The 14273-nt window shown below is 61.9% G+C and carries 14 protein-coding genes; 6 read left to right on the forward strand and 8 right to left on the reverse strand.

The genetic code is table 11. From position 1 onward, the window contains the following. Position 1: 1 nt before the first annotated feature. Positions 2-1297: a sugar ABC transporter permease gene (locus AB2B41_RS19390; protein ID WP_367879479.1), complete on the reverse strand. Its 1296-nt coding sequence runs from the start codon at positions 1295-1297 to the stop codon at positions 2-4. 110 nt (positions 1298-1407) lie between these two features. After that, positions 1408-2442, reverse strand: coding sequence for a D-xylose ABC transporter substrate-binding protein (gene xylF / locus AB2B41_RS19395; RefSeq protein ID WP_367879480.1), 1035 nt, complete (start codon positions 2440-2442; stop codon positions 1408-1410). Between the two features lie 257 nt (positions 2443-2699). On the opposite strand from xylF, the gene AB2B41_RS19400 reads away from it, so the two are divergent. Together AB2B41_RS19400 and AB2B41_RS19405 are read left to right on the forward strand one after the other, a co-directional pair. After that, positions 2700-3911, forward strand: coding sequence for an ROK family protein (locus tag AB2B41_RS19400; RefSeq protein WP_367879481.1), 1212 nt, complete (start codon positions 2700-2702; stop codon positions 3909-3911). Positions 3912-3922: 11 nt separating this feature from the next. Beyond that, on the forward strand, positions 3923-5392 hold the full coding sequence (locus AB2B41_RS19405) for a CRTAC1 family protein (RefSeq protein WP_367879513.1): 1470 nt from the start codon (positions 3923-3925) through the stop codon (positions 5390-5392). Here the strand turns inward: AB2B41_RS19405 and AB2B41_RS19410 are convergent. After that, positions 5389-6705 (reverse strand): cytochrome-c peroxidase, encoded by a 1317-nt coding sequence (locus AB2B41_RS19410; RefSeq protein ID WP_367879482.1) that lies wholly within the window; start codon positions 6703-6705, stop codon positions 5389-5391. The two genes, AB2B41_RS19405 and AB2B41_RS19410, sit on opposite strands and share 4 nt — an antisense overlap. A gap of 274 nt (positions 6706-6979) precedes the next feature. On the opposite strand from AB2B41_RS19410, the gene AB2B41_RS19415 reads away from it, so the two are divergent. From AB2B41_RS19415 to AB2B41_RS19425, 3 genes are all read left to right on the forward strand, one after another. Further along, positions 6980-7990 carry an IS30 family transposase gene (locus AB2B41_RS19415; RefSeq protein ID WP_367879483.1) on the forward strand — a complete coding sequence of 337 codons (1011 nt, stop codon included), beginning with the start codon at positions 6980-6982 and terminating at the stop codon, positions 7988-7990. A 144-nt stretch (positions 7991-8134) separates the two neighbouring features. After that, the gene (gene aroQ, locus AB2B41_RS19420) at positions 8135-8575 is read left to right on the forward strand and encodes a type II 3-dehydroquinate dehydratase (RefSeq protein WP_367879484.1); all 441 of its coding nucleotides are present in this window, start codon (positions 8135-8137) and stop codon (positions 8573-8575) included. After that, a complete protein-coding gene (locus tag AB2B41_RS19425) occupies positions 8572-9327 on the forward strand; it encodes a helix-turn-helix transcriptional regulator (protein ID WP_367879485.1) in 756 nt (251 codons plus the stop codon). The genes aroQ and AB2B41_RS19425 overlap by 4 nt, the downstream gene beginning before the upstream one ends. Before the next feature lie 352 nt (positions 9328-9679). On the opposite strand, the gene tsf is transcribed toward AB2B41_RS19425, so the two are convergent. Together tsf and rpsB are read right to left on the reverse strand one after the other, a co-directional pair. Then, positions 9680-10555: a translation elongation factor Ts gene (gene tsf / locus AB2B41_RS19430; protein ID WP_367879486.1), complete on the reverse strand. Its 876-nt coding sequence runs from the start codon at positions 10553-10555 to the stop codon at positions 9680-9682. Positions 10556-10635: 80 nt separating this feature from the next. Then, positions 10636-11505, reverse strand: a complete 870-nt coding sequence (gene rpsB / locus AB2B41_RS19435; protein WP_367879487.1) for a 30S ribosomal protein S2 — start codon at positions 11503-11505, stop codon at positions 10636-10638. A 257-nt stretch (positions 11506-11762) separates the two neighbouring features. On the opposite strand from rpsB, the gene AB2B41_RS19440 reads away from it, so the two are divergent. Beyond that, positions 11763-12332 carry a PA14 domain-containing protein gene (locus tag AB2B41_RS19440; RefSeq protein WP_367879488.1) on the forward strand — a complete coding sequence of 190 codons (570 nt, stop codon included), beginning with the start codon at positions 11763-11765 and terminating at the stop codon, positions 12330-12332. Here AB2B41_RS19440 and olsA read toward each other — a convergent pair. The 3 genes from olsA to AB2B41_RS19455 all read right to left on the reverse strand — a co-directional run bounded on the left by olsA (position 12320) and on the right by AB2B41_RS19455 (position 14252). Continuing rightward, entirely contained in the window at positions 12320-13162 is an 843-nt protein-coding gene (gene olsA, locus AB2B41_RS19445) for a lyso-ornithine lipid O-acyltransferase (RefSeq protein WP_367879489.1), read from the reverse strand. The genes AB2B41_RS19440 and olsA overlap by 13 nt on opposite strands. Next, positions 13159-13923: an L-ornithine N(alpha)-acyltransferase gene (gene olsB / locus AB2B41_RS19450; protein WP_367879490.1), complete on the reverse strand. Its 765-nt coding sequence runs from the start codon at positions 13921-13923 to the stop codon at positions 13159-13161. Before olsB ends, olsA begins: the two co-directional genes overlap by 4 nt. A 140-nt stretch (positions 13924-14063) precedes the next feature. After that, the gene (locus AB2B41_RS19455; protein ID WP_367879491.1) at positions 14064-14252 is read right to left on the reverse strand and encodes a DUF3553 domain-containing protein; all 189 of its coding nucleotides are present in this window, start codon (positions 14250-14252) and stop codon (positions 14064-14066) included. Positions 14253-14273 lie beyond the last annotated feature (21 nt).

Here is a 14273-nt window from a genome sequence, read left to right on the forward strand (position 1 = left end):
GTCACTTCCTCCCCAAACGCTTGCGGTACTGGATGTCGATGAAGACAGCGACGACAAGGACCGCGCCCACGACGATGTTCTGCAGCGGCGCGTCGACGCCCACCATGGCCATGCCGGACTGCAGCGATTGCATGATCAGCGCGCCAAGGATGGCACCATAGATCGTCCCGATTCCGCCAGAGAGCGCCGTGCCTCCGATCACCGCAGCGGCGATCACGCGCAGCTCATCCAGCGTGCCGATGTCATTGGAGTGGTTCGCCAGCCGCGACGAGGCGACAAGGGCAGCAAGGGCACAAAGTACGCCCATCAGCGTGAAAATCTTCACGGTCAGAAGCCGCGTGTTGATCCCCGAAAGCTCCGCTGCGTCCGGGTTGCCCCCGGTCGCGAAGATGTAACGCCCAAACCGGGTTTTCCGCGCGACGACGGTCATGATCGCGGCAATGGCGATCAGCAGCAGGACCGAGATCGGCAGGCCATAGACCGCGTTGCACCCTTCGGCGACCTCGCAGCCGTATTTCGCCGGGTCACGTGCGACCACACGCTCGGGCACTTCGTAGCTGGTGAGAATGCCGATGAAGCCCGCGATGGCCCCGGCTGCAATGACCGCAAGAGACACCTCGGCCCACATCGGCTTGACCTGGAAATCATGTGCCAGCTTCACCCGCCGCGCGTTGAAGATGCCAAAGATCGCGGCGAGAATGGCAATGATCCCGATGACCCAGCTGATCGTACCGCCCAGCGTTCCGTTGATCCCGCCGAACACCATGAAGGTTTCATCCAGCGGCCCGATCGTCTGCCCGTCGGTCATGTACCAGCCCACGTTCCGCCAGACCAGGAAACCGCCCAGTGTCACGATAAAGGCCGGGATGCCGTGATAGCCCACAAGCCATCCGTTGAAGGCCCCGATCAGCGCGCCGAGAATGATGCCGACGGCGATGGCGACCCAGGGAATGATCCAATGCCCGATCTCAAAGCCCATGCCGGGCAGGATACGCACCTGCGTGATCGCCATGAGCGCCGAACAGGAGGCGAGTACCGCGCCGACACTCAGATCGATGTGGCGGGTGACTATCACGAAAACCATGCCCGTCGCCATTATGGCGACGCTGACGGTCTGAATCGTCAGGTTAAAGATGTTGCGCGGGGTCAGAAATCGCCCCTCGGTCAGGAAATTGAAGACCAGCGCCACAAGGACGAATGCCCCGATCATGCCGAGGAGGCGCGTGTCGAGCTCAAGCTCTTCGAAAAAGCTGCGCTTGCGCCGGGTCTGCGGGGTGTTGGCCGATTCAGCGGACATAATCGTTCTCCTCCCGGGCCGACGGTCAGACCGCCCGGTTAGACTGTAACGGGAAGTTCAGGATTTGCGAAGGTCTCTGGCCCGTCCGGGGACGGACCAGAGCAGGGAGATCAGTTACAGGGGGCAGGACCGCCGGAGACGCCCTGGCACAGCGCTTCCTTGGTGATCCAGCCCGCGTCGACCACGACGCTCAGGTTGTCCGCGGTGATCGGCACCGGTGCGAGGAACCGCGCGGTCATCTTGGTGCCCGCCGGGCTTTCCCATTCGATGGCGTCGCCCACGGCTTTCATATCGCCGCCGTTCTTGGCCATTTCCACGGCGATCTCGCCAGCGGCCTTGCCCAGATCACGCGCGTCCTTCCAGACGGAGACGGTCTGCGTGCCCTTGGCCACCCGGTTCAGAGCGGCATGATCGCCGTCCTGGCCGGAAACCGGGATACCTTCCATGCCCTGCGCCGTCAGCGCCGCGACCACGCCACCGGCGGTGCCGTCATTCGAGGCCACGACCGCATCGACATTGTTGTCGTTCGCGGTCAGGATCTGCTCCATGTTGCGCTGTGCGTTGGCGGGCAGCCAGCCGTCGGTATAGGCTTCGTCAACGATGGTGATCTTGCCCGCATCAATAGCTTCCTGCAGGACTTCCTGCTGGCCGCCCCGCAGGAAATCCGCGTTGGGATCGGTGGGCGAGCCCTTGATCATGACGTAGTTGCCTTCGGGCTGCGCCGCGAGCACCGCGCGGGCCTGCATGCGACCGACCTCGACGTTGTCGAAGGTCAGGTAGAAGGCGCGGCTGTCCTCGATTAGGCGGTCATACCCCACGACCGGGATGCCCTCGGCGGCGGCGGCGTCAACGGCGGGGCCGATGGCCGCGCTGTCCTGTGCGAGGATGATCAGCGCATCGACACCTTGGGCGATCAGGCTTTCCACGTCGGATAGCTGCTTGGCCGAAGACGATTGCGCATCGGCGGAAATGTACTTGGCGCCAGCGGCTTCGAGGGCGGCCTTGATGGCGGCCTCGTCTGTTTTCCAGCGCTCTTCCTGGAAGTTGGACCAGCTGACCCCGACGGTCATGCCATGGCCATCTGCGGAAACGGTAGTTCCAAGCGACGTTGCCGTCAGCGCGGCTGCCAAAAATAGTTTCTTCATATCTCTCTCCCTGAAGGTATCGCCCATTTCTGCATGGCGATGCGAGTCACGTGACCCATGCTCTACAATCCCTTAATTTATTTTAGCTGTCAAAATAAAAAATAGAGAGTTCACGAAATTTCTCTCGCAAATGGGGAGAATCGGCCTTAGGATCAGAGGCAATCGGCCTCTTTGGCCTATTCTCGGGGATTTTTAATTTGGTAGTTGAATTAATAAGGGGCAGAGAGGCACGCGGACAAAGTGACGGATGCGGTCCGTTGCTTCGTGATGGTCAGGATACGCCGCGCCCCCTGCGTCAGCAAGTCTTTGAATACGTGCGTGCGCAGGGCAATGCGGCCCGTGCCGACATTACCCACGCACTTGGCATCAGCGCCGGTTCCACGACCACGCTTACGGCGGATTTGATTGCCGGCGGATACCTGCGCGAATTCGAGCGGCAGCCGCGCGGTACGGGACGCGGTCGGCCTAAGGTGGCGCTCGAGATCGTGCCGGAAGCGGCGCATGTTGTGGGCATCAAACTGGCCTTCGGAAGGCATACGGCGGTGTTGTCGGATTTTGCGGGCAATGTCATCGCCGATGCCGCGGTCACATCGCCCGAGCGGCGCAGGCCGGTTGTACGGCTCTTGGGCGAAACCGAAGCATTGCTCAACAAGCTGTTGGAAAAATGCGGCAAATCCCGCCAGGATATCGGCGCGGTCGGGATCGGGATGCCGGGTATCATCGACCATGCGACCGGGACCGTTGTCTGGTCCTCCATGCTTGAGACGCGGGAAGAGGCGCTTTCGGCTGCCTTCTCGGACCGGTTCGGCATTCCGGTATCGCTCGACAACGACGCCAACATGCTGACACTCGCCGAATTGTGGTTCGGGGAGGGGCGGGCGATATCGGATTTCGCCGTCGTGACCGTCGAAAGCGGCGTGGGGATGGGACTCGTCCTTGGCAACCAGCTGTACCGAGGTGCCCATGGCATGGGGCTGGAGCTGGGCCATACCAAGGTGCAACTGGACGGCGCGCTTTGCCAATGCGGCCAACGCGGCTGTCTGGAGGCCTATCTCGCCGACTACGCGCTGACACGCGAGGCCTCGACGGCACTCGGCCACAGCTTCGACCGCAGCGAGACGCCTGAGCAAATCCTTGCCACGCTCTTCGAGAAGGCCAAATCGGGTCATCCGGCGGCGGATACGATCTTTCGCCGCGCGGGACGTTTCCTGTCGCTGGGGTTGTCCAATGTGGTGCAGCTCTTTGACCCGGCGCTGATCATCCTGTCGGGTGAAAGGATGCAATACGCTCAGTTCTACGCGGACGAGGTATTCGACGCGATGCGCAAGATGACGCTGAATGAAGGGCGCAGACCCTGCCGGGTCGTCATCAACGCCTGGGACGATCTGGTCTGGGCGCGCGGTGCCTCGGCACTCGCCCTTTCGACGATGACGGCGAACCTGATCGGGGGCGAGGCGCGGGCGGCGTGAAACATCTGGCGATGGCGCTAATCCTGTTGGGGCAGGGGGGCGCGGCAGGCCCGCTCTTCGAGGACCGTTCGGATGCGCTGCCCGCGCATCAATACGCAGGCGGATGGGAACATTTCGTGGGCGGCGGCGTCGCGGTCTTCGACTGCAACGCCGACGGCCTTCCCGATATCTACGCCGCCGGTGGCGCAAATCCGTCGAGGCTCATTGTCAATCAGGGCGGCTTTGCCTTTCGTGACGCGGCGGTGCCCGAGATCGCCGGAGTGACCGGCGCCTATCCCATCGACATCGACGGGGATGCCCACGTCGATCTCTTCGTGCTCCGCGTTGGGCCGAACATGGTGCTGCGCGGCGGGCCGAACTGCACTTTCGAGGACGCCACCGAGGCCTGGGGCATTCCGCAAGACGACAGCTGGAGCACCGCCTTCACCGCCTGGTGGGAGGAGGGGGCGCAGAGGCCCACCATGGCCGTGGGAAACTACGTCGACCGTGATGACCCGGATGGCCCTTTCGAGGCCTGCGATGACAACCAGATCCTCTGGCCCTCCGCCAAGGGCTACCGCGCCGAGGCGCTTACCCCCGGTTTTTGCCCGCTGTCCATCCTCGCCGCGCAGGACGCACGCGGGCAACTGGGCCTGCGCCTGTCGAACGACCGGCATTACTACGTCAAGGGCGGCTACGAACAAATGTGGGATATCGCGGAACGCCGCTTCCTGACGGAGGCCGACGGCTGGCCGACGGTCGCGCTCTGGGGCATGGGCATCGCCAGTCGAGATTTGACCGGCGACGGGCGCGACGAGGTCATGCTGACCTCGATGGGCGATCAGGTTCTGCAGATCGCGGAGGAGGGGGGTAGCTACCGCGCGGCACCCTTCGACATCGGCACCTACGCGCAACGGCCCCATACGGGTGGGGATGGTCGCCCCTCGACCGGCTGGCACGCGGAATTCGCCGATGTCGACAACGACGGGCGCGCCGATCTCTTCATCGCAAAAGGTAACGTGGACCAGATGCCCGGGATGGCCACGCGCGATCCGAACAACCTGTTGATGCTGGGGCACGACGGTCGTTTCAGTGAAGCGGCCGCCGAGGCCGGGATCGCCACGATGCACCGCGCGCGCGGTGCCGCGCTGGCCGATTTCGACGGGGATGGGCGGCTTGATCTGGTGGTGGTCAACCGCCGCGCGCCCATGGAGCTTTACCGCAACATCACCCCGGACACGGGCAAGCGGCTGGCGATCACCCTCCGCCAGAAAGGTCCGAACCGAGATGCTGTCGGGGCGCGGATCACGGTCGAAACGGAGGGTGTCCCGCAATCCGTTCAGCAGGTTATTGGCGGCGGCCACGCGGGTGGGCAACTCCTTCCGCGTCACTTTGGTTTGGGGAACGCGACGCGGGCAAGGGTGACGGTCGCATGGCCTGACGGATCAACCGGCGTTTATGACCTTGCGGCGGGAGAAATTCATTTGATTGAAAGACCTTAGGGCACGGGCAAGCCGCTTGGCACCGTCGCGGGCACGCCAAGCCGCCCGGTCTTGGCCACGGGGTCGGTCAGCGCCTGCAAAAATGCGACGATGGCAGTGATCTCTTGCGGCGCGAGCGCAACTGGTTCCGCAGTGACCGCGGCGGCAATCGCTTCCAACTGCTGAGGATCGTCCAGTACCGCGAAATCCGCCGCCTCGAACGCGGGCAACAGCGCCTGGGTGCGATCGTATCGGGCGAGCGCCGCCGCGGGATCCGCATGGTCCGCGATGAAAGCAGCGAGGTCGCGATGACTGCCCGCATGCCCATAAGGGGCGGTCAGCGTGACGTTGCGCAGGGACGGCGTCCGGAAAGCATAAAGGTCCGCCGCATCGCCCGTCACCCGAAAACGGCCTTCGTCGCGCTGGTGATCCTCGAAATCGGCGGCCTTGCCGGGTCCGATCTGCGGTGCGGCCATGGCATGAAACCCGTGGTCTGTCTGGAACTTTCCGCTGTGGCAGCCCGAACACCCGGCGGCGCCGTAAAACAAAGCCATGCCATTCGCGGCGTCTTCGGTTAGTGTTGCCTCGCCGCGCAGATAGGCATCGAACGGTGATCTGTCCGAGCGCCACTCATGGACCATGAAGGCCGCGATGGCGTTGGATACATCCGTAAAGGCAATCTGTTCCGGCCTTTCGATATGCGCATAAACGGCCTCGAACTGGGCCGCATAGGCCGGGATGTCCGCCACACGCCGCGACAGCAGGTCCCAGGCGCCCTGCGGGCCTGTGATCCGGCCCTGACGTACCGCACGCGCAACGTCGTTTTCCTTGTATGACCCGGCCATCTCGTCGCGGCTCAGCACCGGAAACATGGTCTGCGCCGACAGCACCGAAGCAAAACCCGTCAGCATATCCGCATCCATCGGGGTGCGTATTCCGCCGGGATGCTCCGGTGCGGCCTCGAGCCGTCCATCGTGGAACATCACCGTGAACTCCCGCGCTCCAAGATTGAAGAGCGCGGGCGCATTACGCGGGATACGCTTCTCGGGCCGGTTCGCCGGATCGGCCTTCCTCGCCGGACCCATGCCAATCCCACCGTCACCGAAGGACAGCGACAGACCATCAGAGGTGCCGAAATCGGGGTGATGACAGGTGGCGCAGGCGACGGTCCGATTGCCAGACAGGATCGGGTCGTAGAACAGGTTCCGGCCAAGCAGGGCTTCTTCGATGCGAACAGGGACGTAGTCGTCGTCGGTTGGTGGCGTCGGCAAATCCTGCGCCGCCACGGGCAACGCGAGCGCCAGACCAAAGAGCAAGAGACCGAGAGCTTTCATCGTAAACCGCACCTGTTTAGGTACAGTCAGACTGGATCAAAGACCGCGGGGCTTCAACGGGCAACGGGACCGGAAGGGTCGTCGCGAGAGGGCGTGTCGTGGCCTGGTGAGTGATGTTTCTGACCAATGACCGTATGAACCAAGAAAATAAGGGCCCACAGCGTCATTTATAGTTACATAATACTGATTATAACTATTAGGCACAACCTTCGGTGGATTCACAAACGAAGTGCAAATTCTGTACGAATACAGAGAGTTGCATGGAGTATGAAGAATGGGAAGCCACTACTGTCACCTGAAGCTGGACGAACGACGCAAGCTTGCAAAGTGGCTTCAAGCCAAAATGCCTGTGTCAGAGATCGCGGATCGGCTGGGCCGCGCCCCTTCCACGATCTACCGAGACATCAAGCGGAACAGATACACCGACGATGAACTGCCGGAGCTGAACGGCTATCACGCTGTCGTCGCTCAGGACAAATACGAGGCGCGCCGCGCGATCCATCGAAAGATGATCGTTTACCCTGAACTGAGGGCCGCCATAGAAGATCGGTTGAAGGCTGGCTGGTCACCCGAACAGATTGCAGGCAGGATGCGGCTGGAACGCCATCCGATCCGCGTGAGCCACGAGACGATCTATCGCTTCGCCTATTCTAAAGATGGCCGCGATGAGCAGTTCTATCGCCACCTGCCGGAACACCGAAGACGCCGCAGGCCGCGTGGATATCGCAGGCAAAACCGAACCCACATCTTTGATGTCCAAAGCTTGTCACACAGGCCTGACCGCATCTCAGAACGCGCTGAATTCGGCCACTGGGAATGCGATCTGATGATGTTCCGCAAGGAGCATGGAAAGGTAAACGTGACGTCCCTCGTTGAACGCCTGAGCCGATACGCCGTCGTCATGCGCAACGAGGATCGCCAGTCCAAACCTATCATGGAGGCATTGATCCAAGGGTTGGCTCCCCTACCCGCCGATGCCCGCCAATCGATCACCTTTGATCGCGGCACCGAGTTCTCAGCCTGGCGGCATCTCAAGGCCGGGATCGGCGCGGACGCGTGGTTCTGTGACCCGCAAGCGCCCTATCAGAAAGGCACGGTTGAGAACACGAACAACAGGCTGCGGAAGTACCTTCCTCGCTCGACCGAACCGACGGCGCTGACAAATCGAAATTTGAGGTCAATTTGCCACCGCCTCAATTCAACGCCCCGCAAGTGCCTCGGCTATCACACGCCTGCCGAGATCTTCGAAACCAAGCTCATGGAGATTCAGAACCGATTGGACTAAAACGACATATCAGGAACTGCACTTCAACGTGAGTTCACATTCCACCGTGTCCAAATGGCATCCCCTGCGTTTCGTTTTCCTACGCGCTGGACAGCCATGGCTTCGCCCGGTTTAACTGTACCTAATCCCAGCAAGAGCCCCGTCATGCCCTCTGTTCTGATTCTCAACGGTCCCAACCTGAACCTGCTTGGCACCCGCCAGCCCGACGTTTATGGCGCAACCACGCTGGCAGACGTCGAAAACATGTGCGCGGCCGCTGCCGAAGTCCTGGGGCTCAGCATCGCCTTCGAACAGAGTAACCACGAAGGAACGCTGATAGATCATATACATGCGGCGAAATCCTCACACGGCGGGATCGTGCTGAACGCAGGTGCCTATACCCATACCTCCATCGCGTTGATGGATGCGATTGCCTCGGTCGAATTGCCCGTGGTCGAAGTGCACCTCAGCAACATCCACGCGCGCGAGACGTTCCGCCACAGGTCCTATATCGCGCCCGTGGCGCTTGGCCAGATTTGCGGATTTGGGGCCAAAGGCTATGTGCTGGCTCTCGAAGTACTTGCAGAACGTCTGGTAAGCACATGAGTCTAAGGAACTATCTCCATACGGTGGCGCGCTGCCCCTCGATCGAGGAGCTTTGGGAGGCCCACACCGGGAAGATGGCGGAATACGGCTTTGACCGCTTGATCTACGGGTTCACCCGCTACCGGACGCCCACATCCCTCGGCGATCCCGAGGATTTCGTCATTCTCACCAATCACAGCCGTGCCTACACCGATGAATTCCTGGGCAATGGGCTCTATTACCACGCGCCCATGGTGCGTTGGGCCCTCACCCACGACGGCGCCTGCAGTTGGACCGTGCTGCACGAGATGGCGCAGGAACGTGCGATGACACCGGCCGAGGAACGCGTGATGGAGTTCAACAAGCGCATGGGCATCCACGCGGGTTACACCGTCAGCTTCAAATCGATCTCGGCCCGGTCCAAGGGGGCTATCGCGCTGACCGCGCGCGCCGGGGTGAGCCAGGAAGAGGTCGACGCCATGTGGGCCGAACACGGTGACGACATCACGCTGATGAACGACATCGCCCATCTCAAGATCCTCACCCTGCCCTATACCGCGCCCAACCGCACGCTGACGCCACGCCAGCGCGAGGCACTTGAATGGGTCGGCGACGGCAAGACGACGCAGGACATTGCCCTGCTGATGGGGCTGACCTCGGCCACGGTCGAAAAGCACCTGCGCCTCGCACGCGAGGCACTCGCGGTCGAAACGACGGCGCAGGCGGTGCTCAAGGCGGCTTTTGCCAACCAGATGTTTGTTCTCGACGCCTGAAACAACTCAGATCTGACGTTTCTGCCCGATCTTTCCCCTTGCGAAGAGCGGGAGGTAAGGAATCCCTTACTGGCGCGGAATCAACGGATGACGCAAGGTTAAGACGTTGCCACTGATTGGTTAGACCAAGGGAACAACCGCTCATAAACCCTTGTGATTGCAAGGCTCTTATGGGTTCTGGATCAGGCTTGGGTGTATTGATCCACCCGGGCCATCCGGGTCAGACAGAACCCGGGGATCTCGGCCCCGGGTGTCGGGCGGATCACGTGGCAGCGTGATCCGCTTTCTTCATTTGTAACGAAAAAGGCGGCACCGTTCCCGGCACCGCCTTTCGCATTCTATCGGCTCTGGATCAGCCCTGCGCGGCCTTAGCCACCTCGGCAGCGAAGTCTTCCTTCACAACTTCAATGCCCTCGCCCACTTCAAGGCGTACGAAACCGGTGATCGTGGCACCCGCTTCCTTCGCGGCCTCGCCGACGGTCACGTCGGGGTTCACAACGAACTGCTGGTTCACCAGCGTGATCTCGGACATGAATTTCTTCATGCGTCCGACGATCATCTTCTCGATCACCGCTTCGGGCTTGCCGGACTCACGAGCGATGTCCATCTGAACCTGCTTCTCCTTTTCCACAACCGCCGGGTCGAGGTCATCCTCGGACAGGGATGCAGGATTGGTCGCTGCGATGTGCATCGCAACCTGCTTGCCGAAGGCCTCGTCGCCACCGGTCATGGCAACAAGCACACCGATATTGCCCATACCGGGCGACACGGCGTTGTGGACGTAAGAGACGACGGTCTCACCATCGACAGAGGCCATGCGGCGGACCGACATGTTCTCACCAATGGTGGCGATGGCGTCGGTGATCATCGTTTCGACCGATTTGCCACCGATCTCGACGCCCTTCAGGGCATCGACGTCGGACACGGTCAGCGCGGCATCGGCGATGGACGAGACCATCTTCTGGAAGTCCGCGTTCTTGGCGACGAAGTCTGTCTCGGAGTTCACCTCGACCGCCACAGCGTGGCCGCCGTCGACCTTCACGGCCACCAGCCCCTCGGCTGCCGTGCGGCCCGACTTCTTCGCGGCCTTGGCCAGACCCTTGGTGCGCAGCCAGTCGACCGCTGCTTCCATGTCGCCGTTGTTCTCGGTCAACGCCTTCTTGGCGTCCATCATGCCTGCGCCGGTGCTGTCGCGCAGTTCCTTCACCATGGATGCTGTAATTGCCATCTCTTGGTTCTCCTGTTCTCGATAAGGTCAGAGAGGGACAGGTCGCCCTGCCCCTCAAGTCAATCGCGTCTATCTGCCGGTCAGCCTTCGGCTTTCTCGACGGTTTCCTGCTTGGATTCGATATCCAGCGGCGCGTCCTTGGACATCGCGTCGTTCGACACGGTCTCGGAGGACGCATCGCCAACCTCGACGCCGGAGCTTTCCAGCGCTTCCTCGGCCGGGGCTTCTTCCATCGCACCGATATCGACACCTGCGGCACCCAGCTGTGCCGACATGCCGTCCAGCGCCGCACGTGCCGCGAGATCGCAGTAGAGTGCAATGGCGCGTGCCGCGTCGTCGTTGCCGGGGATGATGTAGTCGATGCCGTCGGGCGAGCAGTTGGTGTCAACCACCGCCACAACGGGAATGCCCAGCTTGTTGGCCTCGGCCACCGCCAGCGCTTCCTTCTTGACGTCGATCACGAAGAGCAAGTCGGGACGACCGCCCATCTCGCGGATACCGCCAAGGGACGCCTGAAGCTTGCCCTGGTCACGCTCCATGCCCAGACGCTCTTTCTTGGTCAGACCCTCAAAGCCGCGCTCGGCCTGCTCGTCGATGGACTTCAGGCGGTTGATCGACTGGGATACGGTCTGCCAGTTGGTCAGCGTGCCGCCCAGCCAGCGGTGGTTCATGTAGTACTGCGCGCATTTCTCCGCCGCTTCCGCGATCGGGCCCGAGGCCTGGCGCTTGGTGCCGACAAAAAGGATGCTGCCGCCCTTGGCGACGGTGTCGCGGATGACGCTCAGCGCCTGGTCCAGCATGGGAACAGTCTGCGTCAGATCCATGATGTGAATGCCGTTGCGCGCGCCATAGATGTAGGGACCCATCCGGGGGTTCCAACGCTGCGTCTGGTGGCCGAAGTGAACGCCTGCTTCAAGCAGCTGGCGCATGGTGAACTCGGGAAGAGCCATGTCCGTTTCCTTTCCGGTTTAGCCTCGTCGGGGGTATGATCCTTTTGGACCAACCGGCGGACACTTGGGGATTTCTCCCCCAAAGGCCCAACCCCGACTGCGGGTTTGAATGGGCGGCGTATAGGCCAGAGTGCCCGGGGGCACAAGGGAAAAAGCAGCGCTGAAAGAGCCTGAGCCCCCTGCCCGCGTTTTCCCATAGACATGTACGCCCAAATTAACGAAACTTGACCCGTAAAGCTTACTGACGAGGATCCCCCATGTTCAGACCCGCAGCCGTTTTCGCAGCTCTTCTTCTGGCTCTCCCGGCCTTCGCGGCACCGGTGACCTTGACGCCCGCCAACCCTCAACCCTCGGCGAGTGACCTTTCGCCGGGTCTGGCGGTCTCATACGGATATCCCGGCGAGGTGCGGACGCTCAAGGATGCGCAGGCCGGTCTGAAAAAGGCCCGTCGTGGGCCCCCTCTCAAGGGTCTGTCCTACGAGGACAACAACGAGGGCGACCTGACCCTCACCTCCCGCAAGAGCCAGAAGGTCGCCGCCGAGATCAGCGGCTTCATCCGTTTTGACGCCCCCGGCACCTACCAGATCAACGTCTTCAGCAACGACGGCATCATGGCCAGCATCGGTGGTCAGCGCATAGCGCTTTACGACGAAATCCACGCCTGCGAACCCGCCGGCGTTCAGGAGGTCATCGTGCCCGAGGCCGGGTGGTACGAACTCGAGGCGATCTATTTCCAGCGCAAGGGCACGGCCTGCCTGATGATGGACTGGAACGTGGGCGGCAGCATGGCGCCCGTCCCCGACAGCGCCTTCGCCTACATCGACTGAAGCTCTGGCAGGGCCTCTGTGTGCCCTTTCCTGACGATGTCCTCACAGGTCTTCGCAAGTGCCTTGCGGTTCGGAAAATCCGCAACCGCAAGCGGGGCATGGTAGATCACGTCCACCTGCCCACCGCTCCCTTCGGCAAGTGTCGCAAGACAATGGGAGCCGAAATCCATGTCGCCCCACCATCCGAAGAAGCGCGTCTCCTTTCCCGGAGGGGCGTGATAGACCACCGTGACGGGCTGCACCGCAATCATGTCCCGCAGCTCCGGCGCATAGAACGATTGAAAGAGCGTTGTCTTGAACGGCAACACCCGCAGGCCGTCGGTGCTGGTGCCTTCGGGGAAGAACAGCAGCTTGTGCCCCGCCAGAAGGCGCTGCTGGAACAACGCGGTCTGCTCCCGCGCCCGCGCCGGGTTACGCTCGATGAATACCGTGCCGGTCGCCTTGGCCAGCCAGCCGATACCGGGCCAGCGAGCGACCTCTGACTTCGACACGAAGTAGATGCGCTTGGCCACGTTGAGCGCGAAGATATCAAGCCACGAGGAATGGTTGGCCACCACGGCGCCCCGCCCCTCCATCGGCGCGCCGGTCACCCTGTGGCGTATCCCGAGAATACGCAGCGACCAGCGGCATACAAACTGCGTGATGTGCGGCGTATAGGGCCGGTGAAGGCCATGGATCGGTTGCTCGACCAGCCGGGTCAGGATCAGGATGAGAAGCCCGCCGAACACAAGAATGACCAGGGGCACCGCCCGCAGAAAGGCCCGCAGCCAGCCAAGGGGCGTGATCTTTACCTCTGTCGGAGGCGTCTCGCTTTCCCAGGATGTCGTCATGCGGTCCGGCCTGCGTAGATGCGCGCCTGCCGCTCGGACAGGTTCGCGGTGTCCATGATCAGGCAGACGTCGGTCGTGTTGAAGGCATGATCCACGAATGCCCCCTCGCCAACACAGCCGCCCAGCCGCAGGTAGGCCTTGATCAGGCTCGGGATCTGCATCATCGCGGCCTTGCGATCCAGTTGAGCTTCATCAATCAGGTCCATGCGTTGGAAAGACTTTTTCAGGGCCCGCACGCGGAGTTCGGGTGGTGCCAGATGTCGATGATGCAGCAGCGACAGCGGCTGCGCCAACTGCGAAATGTCCGTGCCGTGAAAGCTCGCGACACCGAACAGAACCTCGATCTCATGCTCGGCCACATAGCCAGCCAGCGCCGACCAGAGGTGATGCATTCCGATCCCGCCGCGATAGTCGCGCCGCAGGCAAGACCGGCCAAGTTCCAGAATGCGTCGCCCGGAACCGGTCAGCGGCGTCAGATCGTATTCCGCCGACGAATAGAACCGTCCCGCCCTTTCGGCCTGCTCCGGCCGCATCAGGCGGTAGACGCCGACCACCGCGCCGGATCGCTGGTCGATCAGAAGTAGATGGTCGAAATAGGGGTCGAGCGCGTCCTTCTCCAGCCGCGCCTCGTGATCGACCAATGCACCGCCGCCGCCCAGTTCTTCCACGAAGACCTCGTAGCGAAGGCGCTGAGCCGCGCGAAGGTCCGCCTCCGATCGGGACAGCCTAACCTCGAAATCTGCTGAAACCGCCTGGGTCATGGGGCGCCGCGAACCCTTTATTCACCGGTCCGGCGGTCATAGGCAAAACCCGTGACAAGCGCAACAGCGCAAGCCGTTGCCCAAGCGCAACACCTCAGGTTGTATTAACTCTCCTTTAAGGTGTGTTAACCACTTGGAAACTAATTCTGGTCACCAAAGACGGGAACAAGCCCGATCCGGAAACTGTCGATGACAACCTTTCCCTCATCCCGGAAGTTGACGGTCACCTTGCCGCCGATATTGCTCTGGACCTGTCCGACACCCCAATCGGGCCGGCCGGGATGCTCCACCAGCATTCCGGGGGTCAAGATCGCATTAAGGTCTTCCATTCGGCATCCTTTCGGCGTCGG

The sequence above is a fragment of the Sulfitobacter sediminis genome, from assembly GCF_040811725.1.
Lineage (GTDB): Bacteria > Pseudomonadota > Alphaproteobacteria > Rhodobacterales > Rhodobacteraceae > Sulfitobacter > Sulfitobacter sediminis.

Bases quoted from the DNA above. Each gene is read 5' to 3' on its own strand.
- AB2B41_RS19415 (WP_367879483.1), top strand. From the start codon at position 6,980: ATGGGAAGCCACTACTGTCACCTGAAGCTGGACGAACGACGCAAGCTT.
- AB2B41_RS19440 (WP_367879488.1), top strand. From the start codon at position 11,763: ATGTTCAGACCCGCAGCCGTTTTCGCAGCTCTTCTTCTGGCTCTCCCG.
- AB2B41_RS19405 (WP_367879513.1), top strand. From the start codon at position 3,923: ATGGCGCTAATCCTGTTGGGGCAGGGGGGCGCGGCAGGCCCGCTCTTC.
- olsA (WP_367879489.1), bottom strand. From the start codon at position 13,162: ATGACGACATCCTGGGAAAGCGAGACGCCTCCGACAGAGGTAAAGATC.
- xylF (WP_367879480.1), bottom strand. From the start codon at position 2,442: ATGAAGAAACTATTTTTGGCAGCCGCGCTGACGGCAACGTCGCTTGGA.
- rpsB (WP_367879487.1), bottom strand. From the start codon at position 11,505: ATGGCTCTTCCCGAGTTCACCATGCGCCAGCTGCTTGAAGCAGGCGTT.
- AB2B41_RS19425 (WP_367879485.1), top strand. From the start codon at position 8,572: ATGAGTCTAAGGAACTATCTCCATACGGTGGCGCGCTGCCCCTCGATC.
- AB2B41_RS19390 (WP_367879479.1), bottom strand. From the start codon at position 1,297: ATGTCCGCTGAATCGGCCAACACCCCGCAGACCCGGCGCAAGCGCAGC.
- AB2B41_RS19455 (WP_367879491.1), bottom strand. From the start codon at position 14,252: ATGGAAGACCTTAATGCGATCTTGACCCCCGGAATGCTGGTGGAGCAT.
- tsf (WP_367879486.1), bottom strand. From the start codon at position 10,555: ATGGCAATTACAGCATCCATGGTGAAGGAACTGCGCGACAGCACCGGC.
- AB2B41_RS19410 (WP_367879482.1), bottom strand. From the start codon at position 6,705: ATGAAAGCTCTCGGTCTCTTGCTCTTTGGTCTGGCGCTCGCGTTGCCC.
- olsB (WP_367879490.1), bottom strand. From the start codon at position 13,923: ATGACCCAGGCGGTTTCAGCAGATTTCGAGGTTAGGCTGTCCCGATCG.
- aroQ (WP_367879484.1), top strand. From the start codon at position 8,135: ATGCCCTCTGTTCTGATTCTCAACGGTCCCAACCTGAACCTGCTTGGC.